Annotated in this window: 20 protein-coding genes; 12 read left to right on the forward strand and 8 right to left on the reverse strand. The window is 44.5% G+C overall.

Features of this window, described 5'->3' with window-relative positions:
* Positions 1-55: 55 nt before the first annotated feature.
* The gene (locus tag KKH3_RS13475; protein ID WP_039360449.1) at positions 56-259 is read right to left on the reverse strand and encodes a helix-turn-helix transcriptional regulator; all 204 of its coding nucleotides are present in this window, start codon (positions 257-259) and stop codon (positions 56-58) included.
* A gap of 189 nt (positions 260-448) precedes the next feature.
* Positions 449-1,042 (reverse strand): inovirus Gp2 family protein, encoded by a 594-nt coding sequence (locus KKH3_RS13480; protein ID WP_039360452.1) that lies wholly within the window; start codon positions 1,040-1,042, stop codon positions 449-451.
* Positions 1,043-1,811: 769 nt separating this feature from the next.
* On the opposite strand from KKH3_RS13480, the gene KKH3_RS13485 reads away from it, so the two are divergent.
* From KKH3_RS13485 to KKH3_RS22400, 12 genes are all read left to right on the forward strand, one after another.
* On the forward strand, positions 1,812-2,660 hold the full coding sequence (locus KKH3_RS13485; protein WP_077022189.1) for a hypothetical protein: 849 nt from the start codon (positions 1,812-1,814) through the stop codon (positions 2,658-2,660).
* An 82-nt stretch (positions 2,661-2,742) separates the two neighbouring features.
* Complete coding sequence (locus KKH3_RS13490) at positions 2,743-3,618, forward strand: GTPase family protein (protein ID WP_080756544.1); 876 nt, start codon at positions 2,743-2,745, stop codon at positions 3,616-3,618.
* Positions 3,619-3,916: 298 nt separating this feature from the next.
* Positions 3,917-4,471 (forward strand): hypothetical protein, encoded by a 555-nt coding sequence (locus tag KKH3_RS13495; protein WP_039360458.1) that lies wholly within the window; start codon positions 3,917-3,919, stop codon positions 4,469-4,471.
* A 28-nt stretch (positions 4,472-4,499) separates the two neighbouring features.
* A complete protein-coding gene (locus KKH3_RS13500; protein ID WP_039360461.1) occupies positions 4,500-5,105 on the forward strand; it encodes a hypothetical protein in 606 nt (201 codons plus the stop codon).
* A 192-nt stretch (positions 5,106-5,297) separates the two neighbouring features.
* Positions 5,298-5,771 carry a RadC family protein gene (gene radC, locus KKH3_RS13505; RefSeq protein ID WP_039360464.1) on the forward strand — a complete coding sequence of 158 codons (474 nt, stop codon included), beginning with the start codon at positions 5,298-5,300 and terminating at the stop codon, positions 5,769-5,771.
* A 39-nt stretch (positions 5,772-5,810) separates the two neighbouring features.
* Positions 5,811-6,146, forward strand: coding sequence for a type IV toxin-antitoxin system YeeU family antitoxin (locus tag KKH3_RS13510; protein WP_039360467.1), 336 nt, complete (start codon positions 5,811-5,813; stop codon positions 6,144-6,146).
* A gap of 69 nt (positions 6,147-6,215) precedes the next feature.
* The gene (locus tag KKH3_RS13515; protein ID WP_039360470.1) at positions 6,216-6,536 is read left to right on the forward strand and encodes a TA system toxin CbtA family protein; all 321 of its coding nucleotides are present in this window, start codon (positions 6,216-6,218) and stop codon (positions 6,534-6,536) included.
* 117 nt (positions 6,537-6,653) lie between these two features.
* On the forward strand, positions 6,654-7,487 hold the full coding sequence (locus KKH3_RS13520; RefSeq protein WP_039362457.1) for a DUF4942 domain-containing protein: 834 nt from the start codon (positions 6,654-6,656) through the stop codon (positions 7,485-7,487).
* Between the two features lie 93 nt (positions 7,488-7,580).
* A complete protein-coding gene (gene vapB / locus KKH3_RS13525) occupies positions 7,581-7,811 on the forward strand; it encodes a type II toxin-antitoxin system VapB family antitoxin (protein WP_039360473.1) in 231 nt (76 codons plus the stop codon).
* A complete protein-coding gene (gene vapC, locus KKH3_RS13530; protein WP_039360474.1) occupies positions 7,811-8,215 on the forward strand; it encodes a type II toxin-antitoxin system tRNA(fMet)-specific endonuclease VapC in 405 nt (134 codons plus the stop codon). Before vapB ends, vapC begins: the two co-directional genes overlap by 1 nt.
* A gap of 625 nt (positions 8,216-8,840) precedes the next feature.
* Complete coding sequence (locus tag KKH3_RS22395) at positions 8,841-9,068, forward strand: hypothetical protein (protein ID WP_200802235.1); 228 nt, start codon at positions 8,841-8,843, stop codon at positions 9,066-9,068.
* 14 nt (positions 9,069-9,082) lie between these two features.
* A complete protein-coding gene (locus KKH3_RS22400) occupies positions 9,083-9,406 on the forward strand; it encodes a GNAT family N-acetyltransferase (protein ID WP_200802236.1) in 324 nt (107 codons plus the stop codon).
* Between the two features lie 364 nt (positions 9,407-9,770).
* On the opposite strand, the gene KKH3_RS13540 is transcribed toward KKH3_RS22400, so the two are convergent.
* From KKH3_RS13540 to KKH3_RS21360, 6 genes are all read right to left on the reverse strand, one after another.
* The gene (locus tag KKH3_RS13540) at positions 9,771-9,992 is read right to left on the reverse strand and encodes an acyl carrier protein (protein ID WP_010300175.1); all 222 of its coding nucleotides are present in this window, start codon (positions 9,990-9,992) and stop codon (positions 9,771-9,773) included.
* A 17-nt stretch (positions 9,993-10,009) separates the two neighbouring features.
* Complete coding sequence (locus KKH3_RS13545) at positions 10,010-11,443, reverse strand: AMP-binding protein (protein WP_039360475.1); 1,434 nt, start codon at positions 11,441-11,443, stop codon at positions 10,010-10,012.
* Positions 11,440-12,558, reverse strand: coding sequence for a membrane-bound O-acyltransferase family protein (locus KKH3_RS13550; RefSeq protein WP_039360477.1), 1,119 nt, complete (start codon positions 12,556-12,558; stop codon positions 11,440-11,442). The genes KKH3_RS13545 and KKH3_RS13550 overlap by 4 nt, the downstream gene beginning before the upstream one ends.
* A gap of 129 nt (positions 12,559-12,687) precedes the next feature.
* Positions 12,688-13,824, reverse strand: a complete 1,137-nt coding sequence (locus KKH3_RS13555; protein WP_039360481.1) for a D-alanyl-lipoteichoic acid biosynthesis protein DltD — start codon at positions 13,822-13,824, stop codon at positions 12,688-12,690.
* Between the two features lie 834 nt (positions 13,825-14,658).
* A complete protein-coding gene (locus KKH3_RS13560; protein ID WP_039360482.1) occupies positions 14,659-15,285 on the reverse strand; it encodes a hypothetical protein in 627 nt (208 codons plus the stop codon).
* 11 nt (positions 15,286-15,296) lie between these two features.
* Positions 15,297-16,010: a hypothetical protein gene (locus tag KKH3_RS21360; protein ID WP_052201345.1), complete on the reverse strand. Its 714-nt coding sequence runs from the start codon at positions 16,008-16,010 to the stop codon at positions 15,297-15,299.
* Positions 16,011-16,105 lie beyond the last annotated feature (95 nt).

Genomic DNA, 16,105 nt, shown 5'->3' on the forward strand with positions numbered 1-16,105 from the left:
CCTGCTATTCGGGTTTTGGTAAAATGGGGAGTGAGGGAGTATGAATACGTGACTACTAGCGAGATTGATCAATACGCTGCTGCACCCAAGCTTCTACTTCGCTTTTCAGCCAGCGTGAGCTACGTCCGAGCTTAATCGGTTTTGGGAATGCGCCCTCCTGAATCAGTTTGTAAAACCACTTATCGGTAAGCTGTGTAAATTTCGTAATAAACACCATGTCGACCAGCTGATCGTTCAACAGGGATGTAGTGTTACTCATGGAAAATCTCCTTTAAGTCAGTAATTTAAAGGAGGAATGGCTGATTATTGATGTAGAATGCAGCCCTCCTCAGTGGATGGAAGGCTGCGTAAAAAACTAAATAACAGGAGTACTAACCCCTTGGCTACGTTTTCGCTAATAGCCAGTGTGATCATTAAGGTGCGGATTGTTTCTATGAATTGCTTAGCATTAGGCTGTGCATCCCATTGTGCGCACTTTCCTGCTGTACTGTTTGTCACGATGTTTCGCCATATACTCAATGCGGCTACTTATGACGTCAAAGTTGGTACTTTTGTTTGCGTTTGCCCAATATAGGTAATAGCAAGGATTTTTGGGGAATGTGACAAGTGTGCGGTGTTTCTCTGCATCCAGATTCAATGCGCTGCACCATGCCTGAATGATCATATCCGCCAAATTTCCTTTTTGTGTGTAATCACCGAGCGTATAAAACGCATCTTTATTGAACATGAGCAGTGCGTGGTAATGGATTTTCGTACCACATTGATTTTGCTCCCTGACCCAGACATAGTGCAGGTCTGACTGATGAATCTGTTTACCGGGGTTGTGCTTTACCTGTCGTTTGTATTTGGCTATGAGTCGGGATTTTAGTGCGGGGGGAAAGGAACCAATAGCCCTATTGTCTTCTACATGATAGTTATCGGGGAAATGCAAATCAACGCGAACAATAAGCGTTCTATGGTGAGCCAGCAAGGCTAATTCCAACGTCTTTTTAATTTTATAAAGGTAATAGATATTATATTTTTTAAGGTATGTCTTACTCATGGAATTGTCTCAATGAATGTTGTATTTCAGACAATACACACCCCTTTAAAAATAAAATCTCGTGGTTAGTGGTAATGGCCAACTCGTTGTCCTGTTACTATCAATGACTGCTGTACACCCTAATTCCAAGGTTATCTCATCCCATGTGGCTCAAGTACCTATACCTCCCAGCATAAGATATGCATGTACGATGTCTTACTTGTCATTGATGATGATTGAAATAGGATCTAATGCTTATCATCATAGTGTTATGTGTATTAATCCCTTCTTTAATAGATATTATCCAATCCGATAGATTTTCCTGATTCTCAAAATCGAAGAAGCGCGGTGTTACCTGGCTTCTGTACCCGATTTTTGTCTTTTGATGGCGAATTTTTACTCTGGAGTTATCTCTTCTTGCTCTCCCATAAAAGCTTTGAGGAAGTTATGTGCGGGCGCATCTCTTTGCCAGTCATGGTTTTGTGCATCGGGTTCCAGATGTTGTGAATGATCTTTTTTTGCCTAGCCATAAAGCCGTTTTTTCGTCTGAAGCATTAGTGGGAGCTGCATTTCTGTGATTACAACTGATGGTCTGTGGCGTAATTTTTTACGGAACCGCTTACTGAGCAAGGATCTATGGGGAAAAGGTGATTTTCCTTGGGTATCCTTTATCATCAGCCTTACACGGCATAAAAATTTACAAACCATTGTATAAATTAGTTTTGTTTAAAAGTAGGTCACTTTTTAGTGACCTACTTTTTATTTGATTGATTAAATAAAGTGACTTACTATGACGAAGTATCCAGCGGTTAAAGGTCAATCGAACATGGCAAGCAAGCATAAAATTACAACCTACTTTTCCAATACGACAACCTATGACTGGGTGACAAATGCAGCAGCCGAACAGGGGGTGACAAAGTCGGGATATCTCGAAGGGTTAATCAGGCAGGAGATGGAACGCAATCAGGAAAAAACGATAATAAAATCAGGGATAATGATTTATGAAGTCTACACACCAAAAGAGCAATCTTGTCTATTATCTGAGCAATTCGAGCTTGCTATTTCCCCTTTAGATCTCGAAACCAAACGTAACAAATATTACAATGACATGATTCATGAGAGTCTCAATACTGCTGTATATAATGATTTTTATGGGGAGGTGACAAAAAAGTACATTCAATTACCTGACAGTGATTACTATGTTATTTTGCTAAAAACGGAATTTGAGGGAAGGATATCTACAATCAAAAAGGGGTCATTAAACCTAGCATATCATGTGATATATCAACCTTTTATTATCACTCAAGATTTATGGGATAAGCATGATGGTCGCTATGATTTTTTCAATATTCGCTATCTGAGGCAAACAGATCTTATCAATAAACAGTGGGAGCGGACTATCCCTAATAGGTATGTAGGTGTTGCACCCATTTTTGATAGGAAAAGATTGGGTAATGATAAGGGTGGGTTCTTTATTCCGGTATTGCGAGAGCCTCAAGCTTGGCAAGAAATAATTAACGATAAAACAATTCAAAAGAATCTGTCTCCTAATAAAGATGCTATTCTGGGTGTTACGGTTTCATCCAATAAGGAAAGATTTAATTTAAAAGGCTGCGAATCATTCAAAGAACCTTATTAATCACTCCGATTAAAGTTGCATTATTTTATAGCAATACATTATTCCTGTGATATTCGATAATGTGGTTATTACAGGATATAAAATGAAACAGGTATCTCAACCATACGTATTACTTACACCCGTACTTTCATCGTTACCTGATGATATTGCTGGCCGTATTCGTTATCAGCTTGATAAGGCTATTCATTATGCTCCCGTTATTGGTTTGATGGGAAAAAGTGGCGCTGGTAAATCCAGCCTGTGTAATACGCTTTTCAGCCCACCTCCAGCCAGAGTGGATGCCGTCAACGGGTGTACTCGGTGTGTTCAACGCTATCAGGTAAGTTACAAGTCGCATACCCTTAGCCTTATTGATTTTCCTGGTGTGGGTGAAACGCCAGGGCTCGACAAGATCTACTTTCGTCTTTATCAGGAATGGGCTGAGAAGTTGGATTTGATTATCTGGGTGCTGAAAGCAGATGAACGCGCCTGGAATGAGGATATCCAATGTTACAGAAAACTCCTTCAGGCCGGTGCTGATCCGGCCAGATTTCTTTTTGTTCTCAGCCAGGCGGACAAAATTGAACCTTGTCGCGAGTGGAAGAATAACCGCCCTTCTGAGCGTCAGTATAAAAATCTGATGCTCAAGACAGAACGAGTGGAATCAACCTTTAAACCTGTACACCCTGTTGTAGCTATCTCTGCTTCGGAAGGGTACAACCTGCACCAGTGGGTGGAAACATTCATCATGGCATTACCAGCCAGAGCCAGTGGTGCCGTTGTCGGCCGATTGGGAACCGTGTATAGAACAGAAAACGTGATTGGCAGTGCTCGTGAGCGTTTTGCCGATGCGGTTGGAGACATATTTGATGAGACAATCGGCAACATACTCACTTCCCAGGCTTTTTCAACAGTTCTGCTAACAGTAAGAGAACGTCTGATTTCACTGGCTAAATCACTTTGGCATATCTTCTTTTAATTCCTTTTCTGTTGGTGGCGTTATCACTTTCCTGATGATCTGTTTTAACGATCGAATACTGATTTATGATAGTTTATGCCGATTAATAAATTATTATCGATCGGTTTTATGATAGATAATGACGATCGATTTATACGTATCGATCTGAATTAACGATTATCTCTCCTTTCGCTATCCCTATACGATCTTTCACCAGCCAGCTAAAGCTATTCCTTCTGTCACTCAATCTAATTAACTGGTTAATAAGGATTATTTTCCTATTCCATCCATTTTTTCACTTTCAAAGGGTCACTTCACTATGTTTAAACCGTATCCGCTTTCCAAATATGATAGTCACGCCTGGTCTATGGCTATCGGGCTTCCCATCATCTGGGGTGTTTCTGTGATTTTTCTGCCACAACAAGTAGCCCTAACGCTCTATACCGTCTTCTCTCTGGTTTGGGTATTACTGGACCGTCTGCAACTGATGAAACAGGAAAAAGAGGCACCGGCAGTCTGGTGGTTTGTATTGCCAATGGTCTATCTACGCCAGCGTGATGAAAGGCAAGGAAAACCGTGGCGTTTATTGCAGGTATGGTTGCTTTGTACTGTCCTCTCCGTGTTGGTTGGTAATCATTTTAAAAGTCAGTCAGGGACAGATCGTCTGGCACAAAGTGCCTGTCCTGTTGTTACAAAGATTATGAAACGTCAGGGAATTGAAGAGCATTGCATTCGAGTTACTGATGTAAAAGAAGAAGTTAAAGGGCGCTTTTATCAGGCCTATGCATTGATGAATACCGGTTTTAAACAGCCGTTAACGATTGAAATCCGAGCAGATAACACCATCTATGTCACGCTCGCAGATGAAAAATAACAACTGGGCATCATGAGGAACTATTTATATGAAAAATATAATGATAATCACGCTATTGGCTATATCGCTATGGAGTTCTCAGTTGTGTGCCGCTGCTTATGATCCCAAGCCAATTAGCTATAAGAATTCTATTGTTGACACCGTTGATGTTAGACACAACAAAATAGCGGCAGGTGTTGATGATTTTATCATTATCGGTAAAAAGGGACGCAACACGGAGAAATTCGTTCTGACGTGTTATGCCAAAGACAATCAGCTAAATATCCGGTACTACCTGAAAGGTATTTACGGCGACAACGTCGAAGGCGCAACAGGAGTGACCGTGCAGTATTATCCTGATGATATTCATCAAATGAATAACAATGCTGACCATGCTAAAACACTCATGGATAGCCTCCACTCGGCTAATCTGGCAAAAGTGATTTCCAATATGCTGGATTATCGAACAGGCTCGTTTGTTTTTCATTTCTATTATAACGATGGCACCTTTGATCATAATCCGATGGGATGGAGCTATCAGTATCCTGCGACCTTGCTTGCCAAAAAGCTGGGACAGGCCCTGATTGATGCCAATGCAAGGCACTGCGATATCAAACGCGGATACAGTTCGCTTTCTGCGCTTTCTGCTCCCTAACGTTGTGTTTGTTTATCTGCTCTGAAGATGACTGGCCCACAGGGTATCTGATGGGCCAACTCACGTACTTTCCCTTGCGCCATAACAGCCACAGGCGACGATGAATCAATACTGAAAAGAATAGGGCGGCCACTCTGACCTGTTCTTTTTCTATTCATTTCCTCTCTTTCTGTTCAATTACAAGGATTCACCATGTCATGTAATTCATTGGCAGGCAGCGTTGCGTCCAAAGAACAGCGCATCATCCAGATGGCGCTGTTCCTGCTGGAAAAACGGGTACGTAAAAATGCGAGGCAGTTCAAAACCTCGGAGGACACCAAAAGTTGGTTACTGCTAGAGCTCAGCGGCCTGGAGCGTGAAGTCTTTATGGTGCTGTATCTGGATAACCAGCATCGCCTGATAGAAAAGGAAATTATTGCGCTGGGTGGTATCAACAGTACCGAAGTGCATCCGCGTGAAATCCTCAAATCTTCACTGCGTCATAACGCCGCAGCCGTGATACTGGCCCACAATCATCCTTCCGGCTGGGCAGAGCCCAGTCAGGCCGATCGCCATATCACTGACACACTGAAAAATTCCCTCTCACCGCTTGATATCAGAGTACTTGATCACCTGGTGATTGGCGGCGATGAGGTGGTGTCGTTTGCTGAACGTGGCTGGCTGTGATGATCTCACTTACCACTGCTCTCTTATAAGGAAAGCACTATGTCATTATCAGATTCCCCGGAATGGGGACTAAAACGTGCCGTTACTCCGCAATTCGGAGCTAGGCTGGTTCAGGAAGGTCACTCTCTTCATTATCTGGCAGATCGGGCCAGTGTTATCGGTGCGTTCAGCAAAACAGAAGCTCGTCATCTGGAACAGATCTTTCCTGAGTTGATTAAGCAGTTGGAACAGAAGCTACGCACGGGGGAACTGAATCCCCATAAACAAGGCTGCATCACGCTGCATTGCAACGAATGGACCTGTGAAGCCGATACGCTGGGCAGTTTTGGCTACGTGTATATTGTTATTTATCCAATTTCTGCTGCAACACAATAATCCGCTGCTTCTCTCCCCGTCCTTGGCAATTCCCTGATTTTATCGACTTAACCTGAAGAGAGTATTTCCATGCAAACATCACCTGCAATCCCGCCTCGGGAGGAACAATCCTGCCCGTTACCCATAGCCGTCTGGCATCAACTTCTGACCTATCTACTGGAAAAGCACTACGGCCTCACGCTGAATGACACGCCGTTCTGTGAGGAAAATGTGATTCAGGAGCATATCGATGCTGGCGTCACGTTGGTCAATGCCGTCAATTTTCTGGTGGAAAAATACGAACTGGTGCGTATCGATCGCAACGGCTTTAACTGGCAGGAGCAATCGCCGTTTCTCACTGCCGTTGATGTTCTCCGTGCCAGACGTGCTACCGGCTTGCTCAAAGCATAAAGACTGCGAGCCGCTTTCCAGTTACATCTCACCAAATCTATTTATTCTTCTCTCCGATGCATAATGCGCCAGCCCTGACCGGTTGGCGCATTTGCTTTTATGTATGGACCACAAATGATGCAAACTGAACCCGAGGTTTTGACCGAACACACCGAGCTGATTTGCTCGACCAACATTGAGCGTATCGTTACCGGACGTGATGCCGCGCTACAACAGATAGAACAACTCCTTAATCAGCTACAGTCGATCTCAACGCTAACGGCGACTATCGGTGGCGGCACCGCCGAAGACTGGGCATTAAAGCAAGGGCATCGCTACGATTGCTGGCTGACAGAAACGCCAGCTAAAGCGATGTCAGCCATCACTCGCACGTTGGATCGCAATATCTGGCGTGACCTGATGCTGAAATCCGGCATGCTGTCGCTGATGGATGCCGAAGCACGTAGCCAGTGGCATAAAAATCTGGATGAAGGTGAGCTACCCGCCATCAGTGAAGCCAATATTCTCAGCACCTTTGAGCAACTCCACCAAAGTAAGCTGGAGGTATTTGAGCGTGGGGTAATCAACGTATTCAAAGGACTATCGTGGGATTACAAGACCAATCACCCTTGTTACTTTGGTAAGAAAATCATCATCAATAATCTGGTGACATATAACCGTTGGGGCTTTGGCTTGAACTGGGGCTGGCGACGCGATCAACTGGCCGACCTGGAGCGTATGCTGTACTTGTTGGATGGCAAACCCATTCCTGACAACCGAGGCGATATCACTATCCGACTGATGGACCATATCCGTGATAATCCTCACAAGCAGGAATATGAAGATGAGTTCTTCAGCGTGCGTTACTTTCAGAAAGGCACCGGGCATCTCACCTTCAAGTGTCCTGACCTGATCGATCAGATGAACGATATAATCGCTAAACATTATCCGGGGATGTTGGCGGCGAGGTGATTAACCAATCATGTCACACAGGTATATCCCATTGACATATCCCATCAATATTCTATGCTATCGATAGCACAAAATTTCTCCAAGGAGATCGCCATGGAAAAAACTACAGTATTTAAAAGTAACCGCAGCCAAGCGGTACGGCTCCCCAAAGCCGTTGCACTGCCCGATGATGTGAAGCAGGTTGATATCGTTGCGATTGGTCGCACACGTATCATTACTCCGGCAGGGGAAAGCTGGGACAGTTGGTTCGAAGAACAAGGAGTAACACCTGACTTTATGATCACCAGAGAGCAACCCGATGATCAGATCAGGGAAGATTTCTGATGCTGAAATATCTGCTCGATACCAATATTTGTATTTACACCATCAAGAACAAGCCGCAGGAAGTCAGGGACGCTTTCTACCGCCATTACGGGCAGTTTGCTATCAGTGCTATCACGTTGATGGAACTGATCTATGGTGCGGAGAAATCGGTAAACCCAGAAAAGAATCTCGCCGTGATTGAAGGTTTTTCTGCTCGTCTGGAAGTGCAAACTTATGGCTTTGACGCTGCCATACATACCGGGCAAATTCGTGCCGAGCTGGCAAAACAAGGAACCCCCATCGGCCCGTATGATGCCATGCTAGCGGGTCATGCTCGGTCAGCAGGTTTGATACTGGTAACGAACAACGTGCGTGAATTTGAGCGAGTGCCTGGGCTACGAGTAGAAAACTGGGTAAGCCAATAAGCTGTATTCTGCCCTACCCCAATACAGGATATAATCCACCGCCTACTGCGGATAACCCGCAAAAAAATCCAGCCAGAAAGGTTTGGGGGCCCATTTGGGGGCCACTACGTTTTTCGAACTGGTGAAAATCCTTTTATTTCAATATAGATACGTGGCTAATTCGAATCCTGTAGGGTAAACAGACGTCAATCGACGTCTTTTTTTATGCCTAAAATTCAGTGGATTAGCTATAAATTCGCTGTTTTCAGTCAACCAGACTCTGCCGACATCTCCGTACATCAAGTAGGATTTGTTGGTATAAGTGATGGTACAAGCCCGTTCAATGAATTCTTATCCCAACAGCCAGCGTATGCCGACACCTCAATATGAAAATGTTAACTACCTTGTGCAAACAGGAGGAACGCAGCATATTGGAAAAGTGACAATTAAATATTAAGATCAGTAATTATAAAACTTAATCAATTATAATTTTCTCACTATGTTTATCAGTTGCGGAAAATTACAAACGCCAAGGAACGTTAATCAACGGAAGCAGGTCAACTTTGTTTGCGTTCATCATATTTTCTGCATTTATGCTGATAGAAAAAATCAACCTCTTTCAGCATAGCTACCTTTAAGGACGAATATGTCAAACGAAATTTTCAGATCAAGCAGAATAAAACTTTGCGCTCCCAGAGCGGAAGATGCCAAAGAAGTTTGCGTATGGCATGAGGATGCCTACTATCTACGCAACGTTGATACAGAGCCGGCTTATCCAATATCAGAAGAGAAAGCTGAAAAAGAAATCAAAGGTGGTAGTGGTGATTTCTACTTTCATTTGAGAACGCTGGATGACGACAGGCTGATAGGCTGATAGGCTTTGCCACCTTGCACAGTATCGAATGGAATAATCAACTGGCCAACCTTGCTATTGGCATAGGTAATCAAAACGATCGCGGTAAGGGGTTTGGAGGCGAAGCTCTGAAGCTGATTATGCGTTACGCTTTTATGGAGCTTAACTTGTTCCGATTGAGTCTGGAAGTCATTGCCTACAACACTAACGCAGTTAACCTTTATCTCAGGAGCGGTTTTATTAAAGAAGGCGTCATCAGGGAGGCGGTATACCGTGATAATCAGCGTCATGACCGCATCGCTATGGGTATTCTTCGTACTGACTGGCTAAAAGAGAATGTCAGTGGCATTACATATTAACAGCCACTTTCCATACCAGTCAGACGTTCACATGTACAACTGAAAGGCCCGTAAACCACGGGTCCTTTAGCATGTTAAAACGAAGCTGTGTTTATATGTAGTTCCGGTTTAATCATCTCAGCCCCCTGAACACTTCAATTATCCTCATCACGGAATATCGATTAAAATATAGAGTCAGTTTTATCTCTCTGGTTATTATCAGGTTAAATTACTACTTGTAATTCAGTCACTCTCGGCTGTTGGAAATATTGCAGTTCAATTCAGTGGGTAGTGTAAATACCCAGTATTCTTGCCCTATAAACAAAAAAACCCAGATAAACATCCGGGTCTTTAAGCAGTCAGCAAAACCGTCGCCACCTCAGGCTTAGCCGCGGTTCTCTTCGATGTAACGAGCCAAGTCCGCCGGGGTTTTCAGCACGGTGGCGACTTCGGTTGGTGGGATCACGCAGCCGTAAACGTCCTGCACTTCCAGCACCAAATCGACCGCCAGAATAGAGTCGAGAATATCGGACTCAATTAGCTCATCGTTAAAACCCACTTTACGGGATAAGATCTTTTCAAACAGCGCGAGTATTTCTTGTTCCATCATTTTTTCCTGAGTAATTAGATTGTGCGGGCATGAGTGTCCAGCAGTTTACGGTCGATTTTGCCGTTAGGGTTAAGCGGCAACGCGTCTTTGATAATAATTTGGGAAGGCACCATGTAGGGTGGGATCACCTTCGAGAGCGACGTTTTAATCGCTTCTGGCGCTAAGTTCGTCACGCAGAACGCGGCGATGCGAAGAACACCACCACCCGATTTCATTAGCGGCAGAACCACCGCTTCGCTGATGTCGGATATCGCCAGCAGGCGGTTTTCAATTTCGTTGATTTCAATACGGTAACCATTCAGTTTGATCTGGCTGTCATTGCGTCCCTGACAGTACAGTAGCCCGTCTTCGTAGCCCAGGTCGCCGGTTCTGTAGCCCCGGAACGCTTCGCTCTCCCGATGCAGCAGTTTTTCCGCATTCTCTTTCGCGAGCCCAAGGTAGCCGCGCATCACGTTTTTGCCCCAGATGATCAGCTCACCTTCAGGGGTAATTTCCATTCTGGAGTCCGGCATCATCGCGCCAACCGGTAGCAGGTCGTTTTCACTGTGCAGGATGTCATCGGTGATTTCTATGACGGTGGTCGCGATCGTTGCTTCCGTTGGGCCATAGGAGTTGAGAATTTTGGCGTATGGGAAGCGGCGGCGTAACTGTTTTACCAGCGCCTTGTTGAGCACTTCGCCAATGAACACAAAAACGTTAAGCTCAGGCAAATATTCACTGTTGAACTGGGGAGACAGCAGCCTCTGGTAGGCGAAAGAAGGCGTTGAAACCCAGACAGAAACGCCGTTGTCTTTCAGGCGGTCGAGCCAGTTTTCTGTCGCGATATCCTCTTTCGCATTCAGAACGATGTGCCCTCCGGTTGCCAGATTCGCCAGCAGCGGAATCAGAGAGAGATCGAAGCTAAATACCGCATGGTTCATCAACACCGGTACATCTGGAAGCGCAAAGTCCTCGTGTACCCACTTCATGAAATGCCACAGGCTTTCACGCCCGATCTGCACCCCTTTAGGTTTTCCGGTACTGCCGGAGGTGAACATGATATAAGCGAGATCTTGCTCGACCAACGCCTGCCCTGCCTCACCGGTAGCAATGAACTGTCTGGTCGCCACATCGTAATAATAAGGGGCGCTCGCCAGATGACAAATCTCGTTGAGCCGCTCCTGCGGATAGATGCAATCCACCGGGATATACGGAATGTTGTGCAGCAGGCAGCTATAGATTGCCACGGCAAACTCGGCCTGCTGATGTCCGTACAACACAACCGGCGAGCCAACAGGCTGCTGACAATGCTGATAGCGATCAAGCCAGTCGGTAACGGCGACAGATAGCTGTTGCCAGGTCATCGCGTCATCACTTCCGCTAATCGCCAACTGATCTGGGTTCGCGGGGGCGAGTAATACCGCCCGGAGGAAATCTTGCAGTTCCTGAAGCTCTGAGTGAAGGTTCATAGAGGAGACATTCCGCTAAAAATGTAGAGGGAGGCCGCAGCGCTTGCCAGCGTCAGAATGCGACCGATGAACACAATAACCGGATGATGTAGACAACTGCTCAGTGCTGGACTGCGTTTAGCTGACCACTGGAGCATGTTGTGAGCAACGGAAATGGCACCAAACAGCGCGCCGCTAATGACATAGTGTCGTTCGAGCCCGTTCCATGCCCCCATACAAAACAGAGTGCAGAAGATGCCAATATTCTGCGCCAGCGTTTTGTTCTGTCGGAAAAAATCGAGCTTCATCAGATTCATATAAATCGGCATAAAGACCACATCCCTCAGCCATTCAGACAGGCTGATGTGGAAGCGCCGCCAGAAATCCTGCGGATTTTTAGCCAGAATAGGCATATTGAAGTTTGCTGGAATGTTCAGGCCAAATAAGCGCCCTGCCCCGATAGCCATATTGCTGTAACCGGCAAAATCAAAGTAAAGGTAAGCGCTGTAGGCCAATGACATCACCACACCCACGCTTAACGTAAACGGGCGATGGCTCCACGACTCAATCACCAGGTTATTGATCAGCATGGCAAATAAGAACTTCTGAATAATGCCGGTAAAAATTTGTTCCATCGCGACTAAAAACTGCTCACGAGTAATGATGAAGACCGGTTTATTAATGTCATTCACCCATGTACGCCAGCGATACATCGGGCCAGCCAGAATAATAAAAGGCATAAAGAGGTAGCAGAAGTAGTGCAGGAAATGCTGACCATCTTTTTTGCTGCGATAAAGCAGCACATCAATGGCGCGGAAAGTCATAAAAGACAGGCCGATCATGCCCCAGTGGTTGTTGAGGTGTAATTTCACCAGGAACAGCGGGAGCAACGTCAGGCTGACTGCTTGCCAGGTTTTTAACCAACCTTTCTCTTTTAAGGTGACGAGAATATAAAAACTCAGGAACACGGCTACGGGAACAATGTAATCCCCCTGGAAAATATACCCCCAGCCAAACACTGCCAATACGGAGAAGGCGGATAAATACGTTAGCCGATAACTGAATACGCGATTAACCAGCGCAAACAATAATGCGGAGGAAAATAGAAGGAAAAAAAACATTCCAGAGCTGTACATCATTCATCCTTCAGAATTTTTGATATTCGAAATGCACTTTTAAACTCATGCTTTCATCAACAGAGGTCCACGCAACGAGGGTGACCGCGAGAAAGAGATAAAGGAAAAAAAGGCGAATGGCGGTTTTCATCATTTAAAACTCTCCGCAATAAATTGATCCATCGCGACCCATGCCGGTTCAGTGGGGTGCAGACGATCCCAATTCCAGCCGTTCTGATAGGGCTGCGCATACATATCAAAATAACGAACCTGATTTTCTTCCAGCATCGACCTGATCTGGCTGTCGACCGGCTGGAATTTCTGGGAGTTATTAATCGCCCACGGATTAATCGGATCGACAATAACCACAAACTGGGCATTGCGCGCTTTCAGCAGTTGGATCGTCGCCCGTAATGCTTGCATCTGTGCAGGCACAATCGGTGCGTTATCCCACTCTTCCGGCGTTTGATCGTCGGCAAACACAGATTTATCCATCCACAATGTCTCAGCACTTTGCTGACGAGACTGGTTGAGCACATGAGCCTGATTCAACTCGTGATTCCAGTCGGGAATCATGTCAGCGGCAATCTTATGAGGCCACGGTTGTGCAGACTGAGAAACAATATGTAGCATCGCCAGCCAGTCGTTTTTTATCAGCTCGCAGAAATTAGCAAATTGATAACTCACTTCCTGCCAGATAATTTGCGGATCCCAACCATAGACCTTCATTTGGCCAAAGGTTAAATGGCTGATTTCTTCTTTATCGATATGCTGTAAGTAATTGACCAAAAAGGGACGCGTCTGCTCATCCTGCATCAGCGGATCAAAAATAGATGCAGGGAAATTGTTGGCAAAAATGGCCGGGGGAATACCGTCTGAATAAAAACTATCGGGTGCCAGCAGCAAAACAACTTTACTGTTCGCGTTAAGATCGTTTTTAAAGCGCGAGAGCAGTAAAAAATGTGTGACGCTATCGACATAGCTATCGCCATAGGCCACAACCGGACGATGTAGCTGGTTATTAAAGTAATTATAGACAGCGTAATGTTCGTCTTCAGATGTCGAAACCTCAGAAGCGCCGAGAAAGAAAATCGCATTCCCCTGTAAGGCATGGGAAATGGTGGCGATCTTTTCATTTTGTTCTTTTGCCGTCCCTTCCATTGTGTTAATCAGCGGCTGGAATGTCAGCGTCGGATCAACACTCTTCACCAGCGGAGGAACGCTAAGAAACAGGATGGCAAGGGTAGCCATCAGGATATGTAAGCAGAGAGTATTTTTGATTTTCATTATAAAGTAAGACTACATAATATTTATTGTTTAAAATTTGTGAATTTTTATCTTCACGGTAAATCTATCCCTGTATTTTTGGATTATATACCAGGCTTATCTGCGATGATGAGCGTTGCTGTGTAACGGTATGTACAGTGTTTATGTCCGTCACATAATAGGGCAAACGCCCCCAACGAGCTCGAGGCAGGAGAGGGGTTCTCTGACATTCATTCGCCCTTACGCGGTTCGAATATGCTGTAGTAAAAGTTCGGTGGCAGGAACTGGCTAAGGCTCAGTTTGCTAACGATTGTGGGGATGATGGGGTTCAGTAATCTTTGGTACGATGAATAAGTACCTTATAGCATAATCCTCGCTTTCCTTTTTATTTCATCTGACAAGCCGTTCTCTTAATGTTAATTTAATAAACACACGTTCTAACTTACTCGCTCGGCATGCCTCTCCATGTTTTACAGAGCGATGTATAATTGCAAAAAAGAGTAAGAGAATAACTGATGAAAAACTATCAGACTACTATCCCTCGGATATTAATCGCCTCAATAATTCTATTTGTTATCGCCTGTTCATCCAACGCGAAAAAATCCCTAAACGATGAAACGCTAGAGTGTATGAAGTACCGCACGATGATAACGGCCCCCTTGCCGCCAGCAGAAATAGTGAAGTTAGAAAATCAGTGTGAACGATCCAGGCATTAATACCGTGGGGATCATCAGCACAGATCCCCAAAATTTCTATAGCACTCATAGCAATCGATAACACTAATGATGGAGAGCCAATAAATCGCTCAGTCATGCTATGCAAGAACCACAACGCTACCGATTGAGATGCCCGTGGTTATTCTTTAATGTCCATCAAGGCAAGGTGCTGCTTTATTTCTTCAATCAGCTTTTCTGGCCCACCTTCTTGTACAAAATCAGCAAGCGTAAATTTGAAGCCTATTGTCTTAACCAACCCCTTATTACCTAATTCAACCTCAGACTCAAGCTCAGGATAGTGTGAATTGCTCCAGACTCGATCAAATACATTATTATTTTGTATCTTCTTAGTTGGGCTAAATAGGTAAATTGCCAGATAACTTTCTGCTTGCTCTGCCGTTTTTTCTAGTTTGCAAGCATCTGGCTCCTGTTTCATATACGTTTCTTCACGATACTCCCATTCAAGTTCTCCGTCCGTAATAAGCCTGATATCTAAAATATAATCATCTGGACAGAAATAGCGTGACGCGGATTTTTTAAAGAAGGTAAAAGAGGTATCCATCAATGGTAAAAAATTCCATCCCCAGTGCTTGAATGGGCTCACACCTTTTGATGGTGAAGGGTCAAAACTAATAGGAATCCATTGAAGAAACTGCACATCCATCAATTCTCTCACCCGTTCTATCCGGGGCAATACCTGCTGATAAAATCCTGCGCAGATACGGTGTGCCTGTCTGACTTGTTGAAGCGAGTCTTCAATATTCATTCTTAACATCCTTATTTTTTGTCAGAAAAAGAAGAGAAAATATTTTTAGTTCCCTCATGCAGAGGAAACGCAATAATAAACTGAGATAATGTTTTATACTCTGGTAGCGCTACTCGAATACCATATAAGGAAAGTGCAGACAGGCAATCCCGAACAATATGCTGTTCATGAATATGAACACTCTGTAAAGATAGTAATGCATTCTTAGCATTATGCCATTCTCGCTGTATTACCTTGGTGTTATCTTTGTAGTCTTCTATTAATTTACTATTAAACCTTCCTAACGATTTGGGAATATTCCCTAATGCAATAAAAAAAAGTCGTTCTTTTTTTCTTTCATCCTGATGGTAGGCAGCAATCTCTCGTTGCCATTGTTGATGGTATTGCCAACCCCCCTCAGGTGGTTTAACTTCAATCAAAATATCGGCTTTTTCAAACTCCAGAATAACATCAGGTTCAACACTACTCTGGTCAACATTTTTCATGTCCAATGAATAACGAGGCCAAAAATTTACCTGACGATATTCACCTAATTCTGATTCAGATAAGCCAAGAAACTCACGAATAAACAGGAAACGACTTTCTGCACTCAAATAACCAATTCGTGTCCAGAATGCTGCCGTCAATAAATCCTCTCGTTTCTTAAAGACATTACGCCAGCTCTCTGGCGCTCTCCCTTCTATTTCCACTCTGCCTGCTTTTCCTTGCATAATGGCCTGAAGCATCTAATTCTCCTGATAAACCTAATAGATCACTCGGAAGGTACTCTGTCTACATGGTGTGACCTGAACGCCAGAACTACTACTAACTAGACCGAGTC

This window comes from Pectobacterium actinidiae (genome assembly GCF_000803315.1).
Classification (GTDB): Bacteria; Pseudomonadota; Gammaproteobacteria; order Enterobacterales; family Enterobacteriaceae; genus Pectobacterium; species Pectobacterium actinidiae.